A 16,871-nucleotide genomic window follows, 5' to 3' on the forward strand; every position below is an offset into this window, starting at 1 on the left:
GCGCAACCATGTTGTCACGGAAACCCTACAGGCTGCTATGCAGCCTGTTTTTTCTGGTCGGTGTTGTCGATCCCGCACTCGCCCGCCTGCCCGACAATCTTGACGCGCTGCTGGTGCAGCCGCCAATTATCGGTGTCGCCCCGGGCGCCAGGGCCTGGAACGCCGACGGCAGCGCACTGGCGTTTGCCTGGAATGACCGCGGCGGCGCTACCCGCGACCTCTGGCTGCATATTCCGGGTGAGGGCGATGCCCGGCGCCTGACTCAGCTGTCGGAGGGCGAGACGGGTGGTGCCGGCGTCACCGAGCTCGACTGGATTGATGCGCGGCGTATCGCGCTGGTTATCGACGGCGCGCTCTGGTCCTATGATCTGGGCAGCGCGCAGTTGCGCGAGCTGGAGTCGCGTATTGCGCAGCTGCGCAATCTGCAGGTGTCCCCCGATGGCCGCCGGCTGGCGTTCACCAGCGGTGGCCCGGCAACCCGCTACCAGCATGCGTTCATGGGCGACGGCAGCCTGTGGCTGCGCGATACGGATGCGCCGGCCGGCAGCCCCAGCGTACAGCTGCACGGCAACGCCGATCCGAAAGTGGCGGTAGAGCGCTACGAATGGTCTGGTGACGGCAGCCGCATTGCGCTGCTTGAAGCGGATAACAGTCCCGTGCGCGAGCGCGAGATCCACTATCATCTCGACGGTGAGCTGAAAGTCGACCGGGTGGCCCGCGCCTTCCCCGGTGAGCCGGTCACGCGGCGTCGCCTGGGGGTGCTGGATGTGACCGGCGGCGGCGAGCCGCGCTGGCTGCAACTGGATGATCCGGAATATCCCGTCTGGGACTTCGGACTGTCCGCCGACGGCTCACAGCTGTTCACCCTGACCAGCGATTCACTGGTCAAGCACCCCAAAGTGTATGTTCACACGGTCGACAGCGGTGATCGGGAGGTCTTTTATCAGCGCCAGGACCCGGGCAATGTCGTGCCAGGCTGGCGCGCCGCCTGGGCGCCTGATGATGAGGGCCTGATAATCCTGACGGATCGTGACGGTTACTATCACCTCTACCATGTACCCGAGGCGGGCGCCGAGCCCAGAGCCATCACCGCCGGTGAGTGGGAAATCTGGTCCTTCGACGTGGACAGCGCGAACGGTCTTCTCTATTTCGTTGCCAACCGCGACCACACGGCCGAGCGCCATCTCTATCGCGTACCCGTCAGCGGCGGCGAGGTTGAGCGACTGACATCAGCCGCCGGGCACTGGGACCCGCAGTTTGCCGGGGATTTCTCCCGGGTTGCGCTTACCTACTCCAGCGATACCCTGCCGCCGGATCTGTATGCCCTGTTGCTTTCCGGCGCATCTGAGGCGGCGCGCATCACCCACTCACCCACGCCCGCCTTCGACGAGTACACCTGGGCCGAAGCCGACTATATCGCCTATCCGAGTGACCGCGACGGACAGTCCGTGCTCGGTCGCCTGCAGGTGCCGCCGGATTTCGATCCCCAGGGCTGCTATCCACTGATCGTCGGCTCCATCTACTCGGATACCGTGGTCAACCAGTGGGCGCGCCTGACCCGCCGTCCCAACTGGGCGCTGGACCAGTATCTGGTGTCCCAGGGCTACCTGGTGCTGAAAGTGAACGTCCGCGGTAGCCGCGGCCAGGGTCGTGTCTTCAGCGGTGGTCTGTTCCATGACTATGGCGGTATCGATATCGATGATATCGAGACGGTGGTGCGCGGCCTGATTGCGGATGGCACGGTGGATGCCGACCGTGTGGGAATCTGGGGCAACAGCTACGGTGGCCTGATGACCGTGATGTCGCTGTTCCGCAAGCCCGGCCTTTACGCCGCGGGGATTGCCGGTGCGCCGGCGACCAACGTGGCCCATGCCTACCCGAGCCAGATGTGGGTCATGGGCGAGCCGGCAGGGGACGATTTTCCCGCCCGCTACGAGCGCCAGTCGCCGCTGTTCCAGAGCGCCGGCCTTGCCGATCCGCTGATGATCATCCACGGAACGACCGACCCGATTGTGCTCTACAGCGATACTCTGGCGTTGCTCGAACGCCTGATCGCGCAGAACAAGACCGCTGAGCTGGTGACGCTGCCCGGCGGATCGCACGGATGGATGGCCGACAGCCCGGCACAGACCCGCTTTGCCTACAGCAGGATGCTCGACTTCTTCACCCGACACCTTCCCCCGGGTCAGGTTGAGGGTGCCTGTGAAGCGTCGCCGGGCGCTTCGCATGACGGCTGAGGCGCTGCGCCGGTGAGCGCTGACGACCTGCGCAACGACGCGGCCGGTCCCGACGCGCGCGGCGCCTGGAGTGATTACTGGCGCGAGGGTGACACCGAGCACGCGCTGCCCGACGACAACCCGGGTACCCGCGCACTGGCCGAGGTCTGGCGCGGCTATGCGGCAGAGCTGGCCTCACGCGCAGGCCGCGCGCGCATCGTCGATCTGGCCTGCGGCGGCGGCTTTGCGCTGCGCCACCTCGAAGCCGCGAGCCAGGCGCCGTCACTGGAGTGGGAATTATTCGGCCTGGACATCGCGGCACCTGCCCTGGAGCAGCTGCGCAAGGGCGCCGCAACGCCATCCCAGCTGGTAGTCGGCGACGCGGCGCGACCGCCGTTTGCCGATGGCAGCATGAACGTGGTCCTGAGCCAGTTCGGTCTCGAGTATGCCGGCCAGGAGGCCCTGTCAGGCGCGGCGCGTCTTCTCGCGCCGGCGGGAGAGTTGCTGCTGCTGGTGCACCATGCGGACGGTCCGGTTGCTGCCAGCTGCAGTGCCAACCGGGACATCGTCGAAGCCGTGCTGGCCTGTGGTGCGCTGGAGGCGATGCGGCACTGGTTCGAGCAGCGCGCCAGCGGCAGGCAGCGGCCGCTGGCGCGCTCCCAGGCCGCGGAAAAACTGCGCGAACCCATCAGCGCCATGGAGTCCCTGTTACAGCAATCTCCCCAGTGCCCGGCGCGGCAGCTGGCGGGCCGCATGCACGCGGATCTTGCCCGCCTGTACACGCGCGCCGGCGCCTACGCCACGGCTGACGTCATGCCGTGGCTCGATGGCATGCATGCGGAGCTGGTGTCTTATCGACAGCGCATGCAGGGCATGCTGCAGGCCGCCCGCGACGCAGCGGATACGGAGCAGTTGCTGTCAGACTGGACGTCACAGGGCCTGCAGCACTGTGATGCCGGGGTGATCGAGGTGGAGGGTCAGCCCCTCGCCTGGAAGCTCACTGCCACTCGTCCTGCGGCGTGACGTCAAAGGCAATGCTCAGGCGGCTGCCGGTTTTTGCCGGTACGGTGCCGTGCCACATGTACGAGGGAAACAGTACGAGATTGCCCGCCTCCGCCGGAATGGTGCGCTCCACAGTGGCACCCGGTGTGGCGTAGCGCGGCAGGCCCAGCTGCAGTGCGCCGGCATCGGGCGCATCGGCGTCTTCCGGCGGCACTTCCACGTAGTAGGCCGAACTCAGCCAGCCCTCCGGGTGCACGTGATTGACGTGGTTGCCGCCGGGCTTCAACTGCACTGACCACATACCGCTCGGCGCAGCCGTGGCGCTGCGTCGACGGTACAGCGGGTGGCTGTCATCCTGCGGCAGCTCCGCGGTGTAGCGCGCAATCGCCTCCTGAATACTGTCGCGAAAGGCCGCGATGACCGGCTCCCTGACAAAGCGCAGATCCACCGCTGTCTGGGTGCCGCCCTTGAGCGACTGGTCCAGCGGGTGTACCTGCAGTTTGTGCAGAATCTTCAGGCGCGCGGCGAGCACGCGGTTGAACGCCTCGATGGAGGTATAGCCGGCGGGTGGCGAGAGCCTGAAAACCCGCGCCATGTCCTGGTGGTTGAGTAGCCAGCGATAGCGCGCATCGCCCAGCTGACGCAGCGCGTCACCCCACAGCGCCAACCAGTGCTGATTGGTCCGCGATATTGGCGTTTCCTCGATCAGCGGCAGCGCCTCGGCGGCGCGACCGTTCACCAGCAGGGATTGCACCCAGGCCAGGCGGCTGCCCGTGCCCTGGGGATCCAGCGTGAAGGCCGTGTTGCCGGCGTTCAGCGCCAGGGCTGTGTCGCCGGTTTCCAGCGCGACATCCACGACGGCACCGGCGATACTGCCCTGCGGCCCGTAACGCTTCTCTGCCTGGGCCAGGGTCGCCAGGGCACGGTCGTTCGCCGCCATGCCGCGCTGTATGGCGGCGCACATGACGTCGCTGCCGGGCCCCGCCCGGGCAGCCAGCACCTGCCCAAGCAGGGCTTCCACCGCAGCTTCCTCGCCCTGCGTCCAGCACATCTGCGCGGCGATAAACACGGCGTCCGGCAGCTGGGGTTGCTGGCGCGCCAGATCCAGCGCGCCATCGACGGCCTCCTGCCAGCGATCCATGCCCGCCAGCGCCTTGATAAGCAGGGTGGCAAAGGACAGATCCGGCATGGGGTGGCCGCTGATTTCCCGGTGTACCTGGTCAAAACGGCCCAGTTCCAGCAGGGCACGCAGCCGGCCATGGTGGCTGCGGCTGTCATTCGGTGCGAGGCGTGCGCTGGTATCAAAGGCTTCCAGCGCTGCCTGCGGCTGGCCGACACGCATCAGGGCCTCGCCGCGCTGGCGCCACAGCGGAGCATCCTGGCTCGCGGCGAGGCCGCGCGTCAGCGTCAGGACTGGCTCGGTATGTCCCTCTGTCAGCAGCAGCCGGCACAGGTTCTGGCGCACGGCGGTATGCCCGGGGGCCTGTGCCAGCGCCCGGTAATAGCAGTCTTCGGCCTCTCGCAGGCGGCGCTGGTCGTAGAGCAGCCCACCGAGGGCATTCAGGCTGTCCAGATGCGCTGGCTGCAGGGTCAGCGCGTGGCGCAGGCAGGCTTCGGCCTGTGGATCGCCCACGGCGCGGGCAATTCTGCCCGCCATGCACCAGGCATCGGCAGCATCCGGGTAAGCGGTGAGCGTTTTGCGTATGGACTCGCCGGCGTTGGCGTAGTCGCGCTGCTGATACAGGGCCAGTGCCTGCTGCAGCTGTCGGTTCAGTGTTTCCATGATGAGGCCAGAATGCTCCGCTGCCCCCGCTTGTGCAAGCGTGGGCCTGTGTAGAGGAACGTTGCGCCGGCTATTGCCGGTTCACAACGAAAAACGGGTGGGCCAAGGGCCCACCCGTTGCAATCCATCTGGCAGTTGGCATGAGCCCACCGCCAGTCTGGCTGGCCGGCTCTGTCTGCCTGGGGCAGAGGCCGGCCATGACGGCGCTATCAGAACGTTGCGCCCACGTTCAGGAAGAACATGCGGCCGTAGGGGTCAAACACGCTGGGGTAGGTGTTTGACTGTTCTGAGTTGAAGCCGAACAGCGGCGGTTCGTCGTCCAGGATGTTGTTGACACCGAAGGTCGCCCGGTAGGTGTCGTTGAACGTGTAGGACACAGAGCCGTCAAAGTAGCTCTGCGCGTCAACGTCCAGCGTCACAAACCCGGATTCTGCCGTGTCACTGGTCTCGCCAATGTACTGCCATACCAGCTGAGCCGTCAGGTTGGTGCTGTTGCTCCAGCGCAGCGTGGTGCGATGACGGTAGTCCGCATCCAGTGAGCCGATAATGCCACGGCACTGGTTACCGAACTTGCCGGCGCAATCCACAGACTCTGCGCCCGGGAAGGCTTCGAAGCTGTTCTCATCCGTGATCGTGCCCATGTAGGCCACGTCCCAGGTACCGAGACGGTTCTCCCAGCCATACTCCGCCATCAGGTCGAAGCCCTTGAGGGTGGAGGACGCGATGTTCTGGTCGTTTGCCGAAACGAACTGGATGGAGCCGTCGCCGAAACGATTGACCGCGTTGCAGAAGGGCGAGCCCACACCGCCTGCAGACTGGTCCGTATAGCAAAGATCCAGAATGTTCGCGACGCCACCGCCAAAGCTGGCGATACGGTCTTCGATTTCAACCTGGAAGTAGTCCAGGCTGAATGTCAGGCCGGGTACAGCAGACGGTGTGACGACCACGCCGAAGGTGGTGGTTTCAGCTTCTTCTTCCTTCAGGTCGGGGTTGCCACCGAACAGACCGCGCACCTGGCTTGCCGGCGCGTTGATGTCTGCCGTGAAAACGGATCCCGCTGGGACGCCGGTGGCTACACAGGTAGCGCGCACTGCTTCGGGGTTGGCGAGGCCGTTGTCCAGTGCCACCGCGGAACAGGGGTCAACCGCGGAGGGAGCCGCGAATGCCTGCGCCCGGAACAGCTCGTTGATGTTAGGTGCGCGTACCGCGGTGTTGAACGAGGCGCGGAAACGTACGTCCTGAATCGGCGCCCACTCACCGGCGATTTTCCAGGCGTCAACGCGACCGACCGTGGTGTAGTCAGATGAGCGGTATGCACCCTCGACCGCGAGGACTTCGGCAAACTTCGCACCGCTCAGAATTGGCGCATAGAATTCCGCAAACAGTTCTTTCGAGTGGTAGCCACCGGACAGTGGCGGTGTGGCGTTGAAGCCAGCGGAGTCGCCTACGGCCAGCGCCTGGGATGGACGGTAGTCGACGTCATTCAGCACAAAGTCGTAACCCGCCGCAAAGCCGATGGCGCCACCTGGGAGCTGGAAGGATCCGGTATCACCGGCAAGCGATGCGTGGAACACGCGCTGCGTGATGTCAGTGGCCGCGTTGACCCTTACGCCGATAAAATCCTCCATCTCCGGCGTCAGATTACCCGGGCCATAGATGTTGAGAGGCACACAGCCGCCGGATGTATCCTGGCAGGTGATGTTGTCGGGATCCGAGGTATCCAGCAGCAGACCTTGGTTGAGCTTGGACAGGCTGATGTTGCCTTCCTGGGTCAGGTTGCTTTCAAAGCGACCTTCCGAGAAGTACACGTCGTAGCTGAGGTTGTCCGTGAGGTCACCGCGCGCGCCGAATACGAACTGCAGCATGTCACGGGTGTTGATGGCGCGACGGGGGCGGGTTACCCGGCCGCGTGACTGGATGGCGACGGTATTCGGAATCTCGTTGCCGTTCGCATCGGTCGCGGTGTTGTAGTTGTCACGCAGGATCTGCTGTGCCCCTGGCGTGATGAACGGGTTGCCTTCTACGGTGATCGCCAGCGGGCCGTCAAAACCGAAGGGTGTCGGCGCCAGCTGCTGGTCAACCTGGCTGCGTGCGAAGGTGCCGCGAGCATACAGCTCGTGGTTTTCGGTCAGGTCAAAGCGGCCGAAGGTGGACACCTGGAAGCGCTCCTGGGGCAACTGCAGGTAGTTGACCGGGGCATAGTTGTAAAGGTCATCAGGCGTGACGAACGGGGAAATACTGCCGTCTGGCTCGAATTTGCGGCTGCCCGTCAGGATAGCTGTGCCGGGAATCGATGAGGAGCCGCCGGCGTCAAACCGGCCTTCGGCCACGTTGTCGAAGTTTGCGACACGCGAAAAGTCGCGCTCTCCCGCGAACAGCGGATCGCGATCGTTGTAGCTCAGCGCCATAACGGCGTTGCCGCGTCCGTCGGCAAAGTTACCGCCGAGGGTGAAGTTGAAGACCTTGTTCTCGGCATCGCCTTCCTGGGTGATCTGGTTGCCGAAGGAGACATCGACGCCCTCGAAGTCTTTCTTCATAATGAAGTTGACAACGCCCGCGATAGCGTCAGAACCGTAAACCGCCGATGCACCGCCGGTGACCACTTCCACGCGCTCGATCATGGCGGAGGGAATGTTGTTCAAGTCGACAATACCCTGCGCGCTGGATGGCGTGACGCGGACGCCATCCATCATGACCAGGGTACGGAAGGCGCCCAGACCGCGCAGGTTCACGGTAGCCGTACCATCACCGGGGTTGTTGGATGAACTGTCGAAACCCGGAACCGCCTGCGGCAGGGTGTTCATCAGGTTTTCCGTGTTGATAGTACCGGTCAACTGGAACTGCTCGGCGCCGACCGTGGCGACCGGGCTGTTGGAGGTGAAGTCGGCACGTGCAATACGTGAACCCGTGACTACCACTTCCTCGACAATCTGCTGTCCCTGTGCAGACACATTCGGCGCGGCCATGAATGCTGCGGTAGCACCCATTGCCGAAGTAACCGCCAGGTTAATTCGCTTTTTCTTGAACATGCACTTCCTCCTGATGACTTGGCTGGACGCTACTATGCGTCCAATCGTGCGCATAACTCGCGGTTGAGCTGTGCGGCTTGCGTCGACATTATTACTATCAAGCGCGAGCGCATCATACTGAATCAAGGCTCGATGTCGTCAAAACTCGGGGTTTTTGTAAAAAATTCACGGTATTCACCGAGGCTTTGCCATAAAACAGTCATGTGGCGTCTGCGGAGAATCTCGTGAACGCCTGGTCGTAAGGCGAACACCAAAGAGTGATTTTGCTTGGCAAGCCGGCGACGCACCAGGCAGTCAGGCGGAGAAACCCTGAAAAGTGACTCCGCGTGACGCCCGTTTTCGGGTTGCGTTGCCTGAGCCGATGGCAGTGGGGTAGATTATGCGGCATACAAAAATAACGGGGCAGCGCGAGCGTGCTTTGCCATGCCCTGCAAGGGCGTCCCGTCAGCCGGGAAGCCAACTTCAGGAGGCCTGATCATGGTCACTCGGCAATATCCCGCGGCTGGCAGGCAGCCCCGCGCAATTCTGGCACGCTTTCCCGTTTTTCTCATCGCACCCTTCGTTATGACGGCGCTGGCCGGACCCGGCGATCCGCCGGGAAGCGCCCGCGAGCTCGCTCCGGCGTTCGAGACCCTGATCGAGCGTTACCTGTGCGAGGTGCGCGGCGTTGGCTGCAGTCTGCCAGGGGACATGAGCGCCGATAGCTTCCAGCAGCGTATCGCCGCACAGTCGGCGATTCTCGAGGATCTCGAGGCGGTTGATCGCGGCACCCTGACCCTCGAGCAGGACATCGACTGGCGCTTTCTGCGTGGCATTCTCAAGGCCAACATCCGCGCCGAGAGCGACGTGCAGCGCTGGCGGCAGGACCCGCGCCAGTACGTGTTCACCAATGGCCTGATCTTCAAGATCGAGGCGGATCACCGCCACCCCGACGAGCGGGGCCGCGACCTGGTTGCCGAACTGCAGACCCTGCGCGCACGCCTGGTCAATGCCGAAACCAATCTCACCGAATTCATTCCGAACTGGCTGCCCTACGCCAACGCCCGCATCGACGGCACGGTCATCGTGATGCAGGAACACCTGCGCAAGTTTGCCTCACGCCTGTCACCCGACCTGCGCGACGCGCTGATCAGGGAGGCCGAGCAGACGGTGGAGGCGCTGGGACGCTTCCGCCGTTTCGTGAACGAGGACTGGACCGAGCGTCCCGAGGGTGACTTCCGTATTGGCGCGGATCTGTACAACTACCTGCACGAGCACCGGCACCAGATTCCCACCGCCGATCGCGCCCTGGAGCAGATCTCGCGGGGTGAGCGCGGCTTTACCCGGATGCCGGACTACCATGACTGGGGCTGGAAGCAGTACGAGATCGTGGAGGGACACCTGGAGCGCAAGGCGGCTTCGATAGACCCGGACAAGACGTGGAAGGAGATCATCAGGGAGACCAAGAGCCTGCACCCGTTCAATGAGCAGCTGGTCTATGAAGGCATTGTGCTGTCGAGAAAGACACGGGAGTGGACTATCGAGAATGACCTGGTCAGCATTCCCTGGGAAGACGATGACATGCTGATGGTGGCGTCTGACCCGAGCATGGCGGCGTCCCAGTGGTGGGGCTTCGGCCCCGGCTATCTGCCCGCCGGACACCCGTCCACCAAGATGGCCTGGCCGATTATTCCCATACAGCCCGAGTGGCCCGCGGATGTTGCCGAGGAAAACCTCACCGAAAAGGACTGGAGTTTCTACTACGCGATCGGACCCCATGAGGCCTATCCGGGCCATCACCTCATGCGCCTCTACCGCCACCGCAATGACCGACCCCTGCGTCGCTACGAGTACAGCTATTCCGATCAGGCCTGGTGCTACTATGTGGAATGGGAGCTGACACCGCGGCCGGAATACGGCTTCTTCCCCGAAGAGATGCAGGACCGCTATGAGCTGGAGATCCTGCGCTTGAAGCTGTGGCGCATGGGACGGGTGATCATCGACTCCGGACTGCACGGCGGCCGGATGACCTGGGACGAAGCGGTGACGGTGGAGTCAGAGCGCACCGGTTTCGTGCGCCGCGGCGCCGAGATCAACATCGACGGTATTGCCGGCGGCGGTACCAACACCGCAGCGCCCACCATCGGCTATTTCCAGTGGATGCTGCTGCGCGACGATTACTTCAACAAGATGCGCGAGCTAGACCAGCAAGGCACGTTGAAGGACTTCCACGACCGCGTCTATCGCATCGGATTCATTCCGGTGGAGCTGGTCCGCGATCAGCTCATGGTTGAGCTGGAGCGGGAGTACCGCCCCGAGTGGCATCGCTGATGGCGGTGCCTGTTGGCCCGCCAGCGAAGGCCGGTGCCGCCAGATAGATCTTTAAACGGAGTTTGCAAGCATGAAAAACCTGAAGGGGCTTTTGCTGGTATCAGTGGCTTGTGCCTTCTGTGCCGGTGCCTTTGCGCAGAGCAGCTACGAGCGGCTGGTGCAGATGAACGAGGAGATTCTGGCGCTGGCCAAGCCTGCCGTGATTGAGGGGGTGCCGGACCTGAGTCCCGCCACGATTGCGGCACAGCGGGAGGCACTGGAGGATTTCGAGGCGCGCCTGCGCGAGATCGACACCGCCGGGTGGGAGGTGTCGCGACAGATAGACTACCTGCTGGTGTGGTCCAAGATGAACGCCATTGTGTTCAACCACCGCGTGATGCAGCCCTGGTCGCGTGACCCGCTGACCTACCTGTATCACTTCCGTGGTATTCCGCACGCCGAGGTGCCGGCAACGCCGGAGGAGCGGGCGGCGCTTGCGGACCGCTTGAAGGCCGTGCCGGCGATGGTCGACCGTGCCATCGTCAACCTGACGCAGCCCGCGGGCGAGCTGGCGGAGCTGGCTATTTTCCTGCTCGATAATTTCGATGGCGTTGGCCAGGGCGAGCCCTACCGCGACGAGCCCCCGGAGGGAACCATCGGCTGGTTCAAGGATCTTTGTGGCCGACTGGAAGGGCAGAACGGGAGCCTGGTCGACGCGTGTCGCCGGGCCACGGCCGCCGCGCAGCAGTATCACGACTGGCTGGCCGACAACCTTGACAGCATGCAGGCCTCTGCGGCCATCGGCGCCGACAACTTCAACTGGTATCTGAAGCATGTCCGCCTGCTGCCGCAGACGGTGGATGACCTTCGCGGCATCGGCGAACGGGAGTTTCACCGCTACCGCTTCAACTATCTGCTGGACCGCCACGTCAACGCTCCGCTGGAGGAGCTCGAACTCACCCGGAGCGCCGAGCAGCACCGCCAGCGCACCCGTCAGGCCGAGGCGGACACCCGCAAGCTCGTGCGGGACCTGAAGCTCTTCACCATCCCCGACGACATGCCCGACGAGTTTGAGTCCGATGTCTTCTGGAGCCCGCGTGCGGAAACCGACCGCCATTTCTGGGAAGAGATCCAGTTTCGCAACGCACTGAACAACCACATACATGCATCGATTCCGGGGCACCGCTTCGACAGCAGGTTGCGCGAGAGATTGACCAACCCGATACGGCGCACCCACGGTGAGAGTGCCCGTGCCGAAGGTTGGGCCACCTACCTCGAGGAAACGCTGATCCAGGCCGGTATCGCGAAGGACAATCCGCGGGTGCGCGAACTGTTCTACGCGGCACTGATCAAGCGCGGCAGCCGCTTCTTTGCCGAGATCGGCATGCACACCGGCACGATGACGCTGGAAGAGGCCAACGCCTATATGATGGACTGGGTGCCTTACATGGAAGAGGATCTAGGCCGTTACGACCTGGTGGGTTACCTGCGGCGCCCGGGGCTGGGTAGCATGTACCTGCTGGGCAAGACCCAGATCGAGCAGCTGATCTCAGAGCGTGCGTTCCAGCTCGGCGACGACTTCGACCTGGGTGAGTTTCACGACGACTTTCTGTCCCGAGGCATTATCCCGGTGACGCTGATTCGCTGGGAAATGGCGGGTCTGGACGACAGCGCCCGGGCCGTCTGGGCAGACGTTGTCGGCAAGCCGTTCCCCGGCGACCAGTGAGCCGGGCCCGCCTGCCGGCTATCCTCTGACCTGAGGGCGGCACTTTCTGTGGCCCTATGCGCGCCCGATGCCGTGCATGCGCTCGCGGTGAAAGTCGATGGTGCCCGCACCCTGCAGCAGCAGGCGGGTGATTCGCCAGCCATCCGCCGTTCGCCGGTAGCGATTCAGGTAGCGGCCCCATAGAAAGCCGTCCGGGGAGCCATCCCTGTAGCGATGCCAGGCGTCGATATAGCACAGGGACTGCGCCTCGTCCTCGCCCTCGAGCGTAATCATCACGTTGCTGACATGATGACTGGAGGCAGCGAACAGATCGCGCAGCCCCACGGCAATGGTTGACGCCATGTCCGCGCCCAGAATGTTCGGGGTATCCGGGTTGTAGTCGATCACGGCGTCGGGCGTAAACAGCGCCGCGACCCCCTCGGGATCATTGCGATCAAAGCGCTCGCAGTAGGCGTGAATCAGGTCAGTGATGGCCTGGCGGTCGGTGAGTTCGCGTAGCGTGCGTTCGATTTCCATGGGGCGCCTTTCAGGGGTTTTCGGGAAGTTTGTCGGGCCGCAGGGGCAGCAGGCGTCCGGCAAGGGCGCCCGTCACCGGAATCAGAAACAGGCCCCAATACGCGAGGAAGGTGCGAACGGGCTGGTCGGGGGCCCACATGACCGGCGGTATGAACAGAGCCGGCAGCACCAGAAGCAGTGCCAGGCCGTAGCCGATGATCAGCCCCCAGACAATCCGCCGCTGCTGTCGGGAAAGCCTGCGGAAACGGTGACAGGCCACAAGCATTGCCAGCGGCACGACGAAAACGCCGAGAATCAGACCGAGACTGTTCATCGGACCTTTGTGTGCGGGTAGAGCCACATCCAGAAACCGCTCAGCAGCAGCAGGATCAGTGCGCTGGCGGCCAGGTCGCTGAGCAGATAGCCCTCCTCGCCGAACACATCCCCGGAATGCAGTTGCTCGAGAAAACTGTCGTTGCGCAGTCCTGTGACAAGCACGGCTCCATCATGCAGCGCCAGGGTGACTTCGGTGATACCAATGTCGTTGAAGCGCACCTTGATGATGCCCTTGTCGGGCCGGACGTCCATGCGGTCGATGCCCGAGGTCGCGACCTCGGGGGCTACCGCTGCCGCCGCCCTTTCAGCCAGCTCCGGTAATGGCAGCGCCATGGCAAAGGCTCCGGGCTGCCGGGCGTCCGTCCCCGGCATGAAGCCAAGCGCCCGTTTGTGGTTCAGCATGATCCCGGTCACCGCAATGATGATGACCAGGAATGCAACGATAACGCCCAGCCAGAGGTGGGTGTAAAACATTCCTTTGGTAACGGCGCGGGCACCCCGGGAGGGTTTTCGGCGGCGCGAGGCGTTGGGGGTGGCTGCAGTCAAGGCGACCTCTCTGAAAGCAAGCGTATTCGATAAAGCGTTGTAACAACATCAGTTTTCATGATGATCGAGTGGCATGGCGGCCGTCTCGCAGCCCGCATGAAATCCCAAGCATACAGGGTTTGCAACCTGACGTGGGCGCGAGTGGCTTAGCTGCCACGAATGGCTGCACTCTACGCACAAGTGTTCGCAAAACTCTGGAATCCCCAGTGAGCGATGGGTTAGGATCAGCCAAGTCGCCCGATAATCAAAAAACCGGAGGGTTCCCCCACCATGCCCCGAGTCATTGTTCCCGTGAGTGCCCTGCGCCGCTGCGCGCGTTCTCTTTTCATTTTCGGCGTCGCGGCACTGTTGCCCGTGCCGGCAGCCCTTGCCGCCGCCCCTGACGGTCTTAGCGAAACGGATCTGAGTGCCCTGCAGTGGCGAGAGGTAGGTACGGCGGCAACCAGTGGCCGCATCACCCGCTTCGCAGTGCACCCCGATGATGTCAGGGTCATCTATACCGCGACGGCCTCGGGGGGGCTCTGGAAAACCGTTAACGCCGGTACCACCTGGGAGCCCATTTTCGAGCAGCAATCCAGTGTATCCATGGGGGATGTTGCCTTGGCGCCCAGCAACCCGGATATCGTCTGGGTTGGCACGGGTGAGCAGAACAGCGTGCGCAGCTCGCAGTTCGGCAATGGTGTGTACCGCTCTGACGATGCGGGAAAGACCTGGCAGCACATGGGGCTGGAAGACAGTCGGCACATCGGACGCATCCTGATCCACCCGGACAACCCCGATGTCGTTTACGTCGCGGCCATGGGGTCGCTGTGGGGCCCCAACCCGGAGCGCGGCCTGTATCGCACAACCGACGGTGGCGACACCTGGACGCAACTGCTCAGCCCCAGCGAGTTCACCGGCGTTGTCGAGGTGCAGATGCACCCGCAAAACCCGGACGTGCTGTTTGCCGCGACCTTCCAGCGCGAGCGGCGCATGTGGAGCATGGTTGGTGGTGGCGATGAAGGCGGACTGTTTCGCAGCAATGATGGTGGCGACACCTGGCGGCGGGTGGGCAACGGCTTCCCAGAGGACGCCGTGGGTCGCGTGGGCGTGACATTCTGCCCGAGCCAGCCGGACACCCTTTACGCGACGGCGGTGGGCCCCGATGGCGGCACGTTCCGGTCCACGGATGGCGGCGACTCCTGGGAGCGTCGTAACGCGAAAGTCCAGAGTCACTGGTACTACGGTGAACTGGTCTGCGACCCGGAAAATCCCGATCGCGTGTATGCACCCATGACGCCACTGCTCATGTCCGAGGACGGTGGCGAGACCTTCGACAACATTGCGCAGACCATGGTGCACGCAGATCATCACACGCTGTGGGTGAATCCCGACGATCCGGAGCATCTGATGTCCGGCAATGACGGCGGCGTCTACACCTCGCGCGATGGTGGTGACACCTGGCAGTGGACCAGCAATCTGCCGGTCATGCAGCTCTATACCGTGTCAGTCGACATGCAGGAGCCTTTCTACCACGTCTATGGCGGTACCCAGGACAATGGCTCCTGGAGCGGGCCGATCGGTACCCGCTACGCCGACGGCATCACCAACGAAGACTGGATGTTCATCTCCGGCGGTGACGGTTTCTATTCGGTGGCCGATCCCACCGACGCCAATATCATTTACTCCCAGTCGCAGTACGGCGTGCTGTATCGCACTGACCGCAAGAGCGGCGAGCAGCGCCGCATTCAGCCCTGGCAGCCCCAGGACGGCGAATTCCCGCCCTACCGCTGGAACTGGAGCTCGCCGTTCGTCATTTCCCCCCATGACTCCAGAACGCTGTATTTCGGCGCCAACGTGGTGTTCCGCAGCAAGGATCGGGGTACCAGCTGGGAGCGTATCAGCCCGGATCTGACCCGTCAGGTCAGTCGCGACGAACTGCCGCTGCAGGGCAGGGTTCAGCCATCCGACGCCATCGATCTGCATTCCAGCACCGCCATGTACGGCAATCTGCATTCGCTGGCGGAGTCGACGCTGCGGCGCGGACTGCTTGCCGCCGGAACAGATGATGGACTGGTTCAGGTCAGCCGCGATGGCGGCAGGAACTGGCAGCGCTCCGATACCTTCCCGGGCGTGCCCGAGATGATGAAGGTCGGCATGCTGGCCTGGTCCGCGACGGAAGAAGGCACCTTGTTTGTCGTGTTCGACGGTCACAAGGACAACGACTTCCGGCCCCACGTCGTGCGCAGCGACGACTTTGGCGGGACATGGCGCAATATCACCAGTAATCTGCCGGAGTTCGGCCCGACCCGGAGCATTGCCGTGCATCCGCGTAATGGCGATCTTCTGTTCGTCGGCACCGAATTCGGTGTCTACGCGTCGCGCGATGGCGGCGACCACTGGCTGGCGCTGCGCTCCGGCCTGCCGACAAACTCGGTGCAGGGCATGGTCGTACACCCCCGTGAGAACGATCTGGTGATCGGCACCCACGGCCGAGGCTTCTGGGTGCTGGATGAGCTCAGCCTGCTGGAGTCACTGACGCCTGAGGTCGTTGGCGGGCACAGCTATCTGGCAACGCCGCGGCCGGCAACGCAGATCCGTGACGTCAACCGCGGGCGCAAGAATTTCGGCCACAGCTACTGGAGCGCGGAGAATCCGCCGCGCGGCAGCATTCTGGATTACTGGATCGGTGAAGCCGCCGAGGGTGAGGCGGTGACGGTCGAGGTGCTGGATCGTCGTGGCAATACGCTGCGTCGCATCGCCGAGTCCACTGCCGAGCGCGGTGCGCAGCGTGTTGTTTGGGACCTGCGGCACGAGGCGCCGCCGAGTGACAGCACGTCATCCTGGCGCACCCCTGTGGGTCGTTTTGTGCCTGCGGGTGACTATCAGGTGCGCCTGACCGTCGGTGACCAGGTTCATACACAGCCGCTGAGCGTGCGCCGGGATCCCGCAGTTGACGTCTCAGATCGTGACAGTCGAGGCAGGGAGACCGTTCTGGCCCTGCAGGCGCAGCTGCTGACGGCCGCTTACCACGCCGGCAAGGCCGTCGATGCCGGTGTCGAGCAGACAGAAGCGCTGCTGAGCAGCCTTGACGAGAGCGCTGCTGATCCTGCACTGCGGGAGCAGGCGCAGGCCGCGGTGGAAGAAGCCCGGCGCCTGCACATTGCGATGCGCGGCGAAGCGCTTGGCAATGCACAGCAGGAAACGCGACTGCCCCTGGCCGACCTCACGCTGCGTCTGTACATGACAACAGAGTCCTGGAGCGGCGCTCCCACCCCGGCACAGCGTGAGCTGACCGAAGCGGCGCACCGCGACATGAGCCGTGTTCTCGCGGAACTGAGGCCGTTCCTGGAGACGGCCCTGCCGGCGTTGCGCGACAGCGCCGAACAGGCCGACGTCGCCTGGCCAGCTGACTCGCTGCCCGAGGCGCCAGCGGAAAACCTGATTCCCGACTACCGTTAACAAAAGGT

10 protein-coding genes are annotated in these 16,871 nt (G+C 63.7%); 5 read left to right on the top strand and 5 right to left on the bottom strand.

Going from position 1 to position 16,871, the window contains the following annotated elements; genetic code table 11:
* Nucleotides 1-8 precede the first annotated feature (8 nt).
* Both EV688_RS04140 and EV688_RS04145 read left to right on the top strand, forming a co-directional pair.
* A complete protein-coding gene (locus tag EV688_RS04140; protein WP_117317472.1) occupies nucleotides 9-2,237 on the top strand; it encodes a prolyl oligopeptidase family serine peptidase in 2,229 nt (742 codons plus the stop codon).
* Between the two features lie 12 nt (nucleotides 2,238-2,249).
* On the top strand, nucleotides 2,250-3,239 hold the full coding sequence (locus EV688_RS04145; RefSeq protein WP_117317470.1) for a class I SAM-dependent methyltransferase: 990 nt from the start codon (nucleotides 2,250-2,252) through the stop codon (nucleotides 3,237-3,239).
* On the opposite strand, the gene EV688_RS04150 is transcribed toward EV688_RS04145, so the two are convergent.
* Together EV688_RS04150 and EV688_RS04155 are read right to left on the bottom strand one after the other, a co-directional pair.
* Entirely contained in the window at nucleotides 3,214-5,001 is a 1,788-nt protein-coding gene (locus EV688_RS04150; protein WP_117317468.1) for a putative 2OG-Fe(II) oxygenase, read from the bottom strand. The two genes, EV688_RS04145 and EV688_RS04150, sit on opposite strands and share 26 nt — an antisense overlap.
* Before the next feature lie 209 nt (nucleotides 5,002-5,210).
* Entirely contained in the window at nucleotides 5,211-8,030 is a 2,820-nt protein-coding gene (locus EV688_RS04155) for a TonB-dependent receptor plug domain-containing protein (RefSeq protein WP_162883892.1), read from the bottom strand.
* A gap of 477 nt (nucleotides 8,031-8,507) precedes the next feature.
* Here EV688_RS04155 and EV688_RS04160 point away from each other — a divergent pair, with 477 nt between their 5' ends.
* Nucleotides 8,508-10,340, top strand: a complete 1,833-nt coding sequence (locus EV688_RS04160) for a DUF885 family protein (protein ID WP_162883891.1) — start codon at nucleotides 8,508-8,510, stop codon at nucleotides 10,338-10,340.
* Nucleotides 10,341-10,410: 70 nt separating this feature from the next.
* Nucleotides 10,411-12,045 (top strand): DUF885 family protein, encoded by a 1,635-nt coding sequence (locus EV688_RS04165; RefSeq protein WP_117317463.1) that lies wholly within the window; start codon nucleotides 10,411-10,413, stop codon nucleotides 12,043-12,045.
* A 54-nt stretch (nucleotides 12,046-12,099) separates the two neighbouring features.
* Here EV688_RS04165 and EV688_RS04170 read toward each other — a convergent pair whose 3' ends face one another.
* The 3 genes from EV688_RS04170 to EV688_RS04180 are packed head-to-tail and all read right to left on the bottom strand — an operon-like array spanning nucleotide 12,100 to nucleotide 13,422.
* Complete coding sequence (locus EV688_RS04170; protein ID WP_117317461.1) at nucleotides 12,100-12,561, bottom strand: nuclear transport factor 2 family protein; 462 nt, start codon at nucleotides 12,559-12,561, stop codon at nucleotides 12,100-12,102.
* 10 nt (nucleotides 12,562-12,571) lie between these two features.
* Nucleotides 12,572-12,874, bottom strand: a complete 303-nt coding sequence (locus EV688_RS04175; protein ID WP_117317459.1) for a hypothetical protein — start codon at nucleotides 12,872-12,874, stop codon at nucleotides 12,572-12,574.
* Nucleotides 12,871-13,422, bottom strand: a complete 552-nt coding sequence (locus tag EV688_RS04180) for a PepSY-associated TM helix domain-containing protein (RefSeq protein ID WP_131917549.1) — start codon at nucleotides 13,420-13,422, stop codon at nucleotides 12,871-12,873. Before EV688_RS04180 ends, EV688_RS04175 begins: the two co-directional genes overlap by 4 nt.
* Nucleotides 13,423-13,692: 270 nt before the next feature.
* Here EV688_RS04180 and EV688_RS04185 point away from each other — a divergent pair, with 270 nt between their 5' ends.
* The gene (locus EV688_RS04185) at nucleotides 13,693-16,863 is read left to right on the top strand and encodes a WD40/YVTN/BNR-like repeat-containing protein (protein WP_117317455.1); all 3,171 of its coding nucleotides are present in this window, start codon (nucleotides 13,693-13,695) and stop codon (nucleotides 16,861-16,863) included.
* Nucleotides 16,864-16,871 lie beyond the last annotated feature (8 nt).

It is taken from the genome of Chromatocurvus halotolerans (genome assembly GCF_004340525.1).
Taxonomy (GTDB): domain Bacteria; phylum Pseudomonadota; class Gammaproteobacteria; order Pseudomonadales; family Halieaceae; genus Chromatocurvus; species Chromatocurvus halotolerans.

Coding starts and splice junctions, on each gene's coding strand:
- EV688_RS04140 (WP_117317472.1), top strand. CDS start 9: ATGTTGTCACGGAAACCCTACAGGCTGCTATGCAGCCTGTTTTTTCTG.
- EV688_RS04150 (WP_117317468.1), bottom strand. CDS start 5,001: ATGGAAACACTGAACCGACAGCTGCAGCAGGCACTGGCCCTGTATCAG.
- EV688_RS04155 (WP_162883892.1), bottom strand. CDS start 8,030: ATGTTCAAGAAAAAGCGAATTAACCTGGCGGTTACTTCGGCAATGGGT.
- EV688_RS04160 (WP_162883891.1), top strand. CDS start 8,508: ATGGTCACTCGGCAATATCCCGCGGCTGGCAGGCAGCCCCGCGCAATT.
- EV688_RS04165 (WP_117317463.1), top strand. CDS start 10,411: ATGAAAAACCTGAAGGGGCTTTTGCTGGTATCAGTGGCTTGTGCCTTC.
- EV688_RS04170 (WP_117317461.1), bottom strand. CDS start 12,561: ATGGAAATCGAACGCACGCTACGCGAACTCACCGACCGCCAGGCCATC.
- EV688_RS04175 (WP_117317459.1), bottom strand. CDS start 12,874: ATGAACAGTCTCGGTCTGATTCTCGGCGTTTTCGTCGTGCCGCTGGCA.
- EV688_RS04185 (WP_117317455.1), top strand. CDS start 13,693: ATGCCCCGAGTCATTGTTCCCGTGAGTGCCCTGCGCCGCTGCGCGCGT.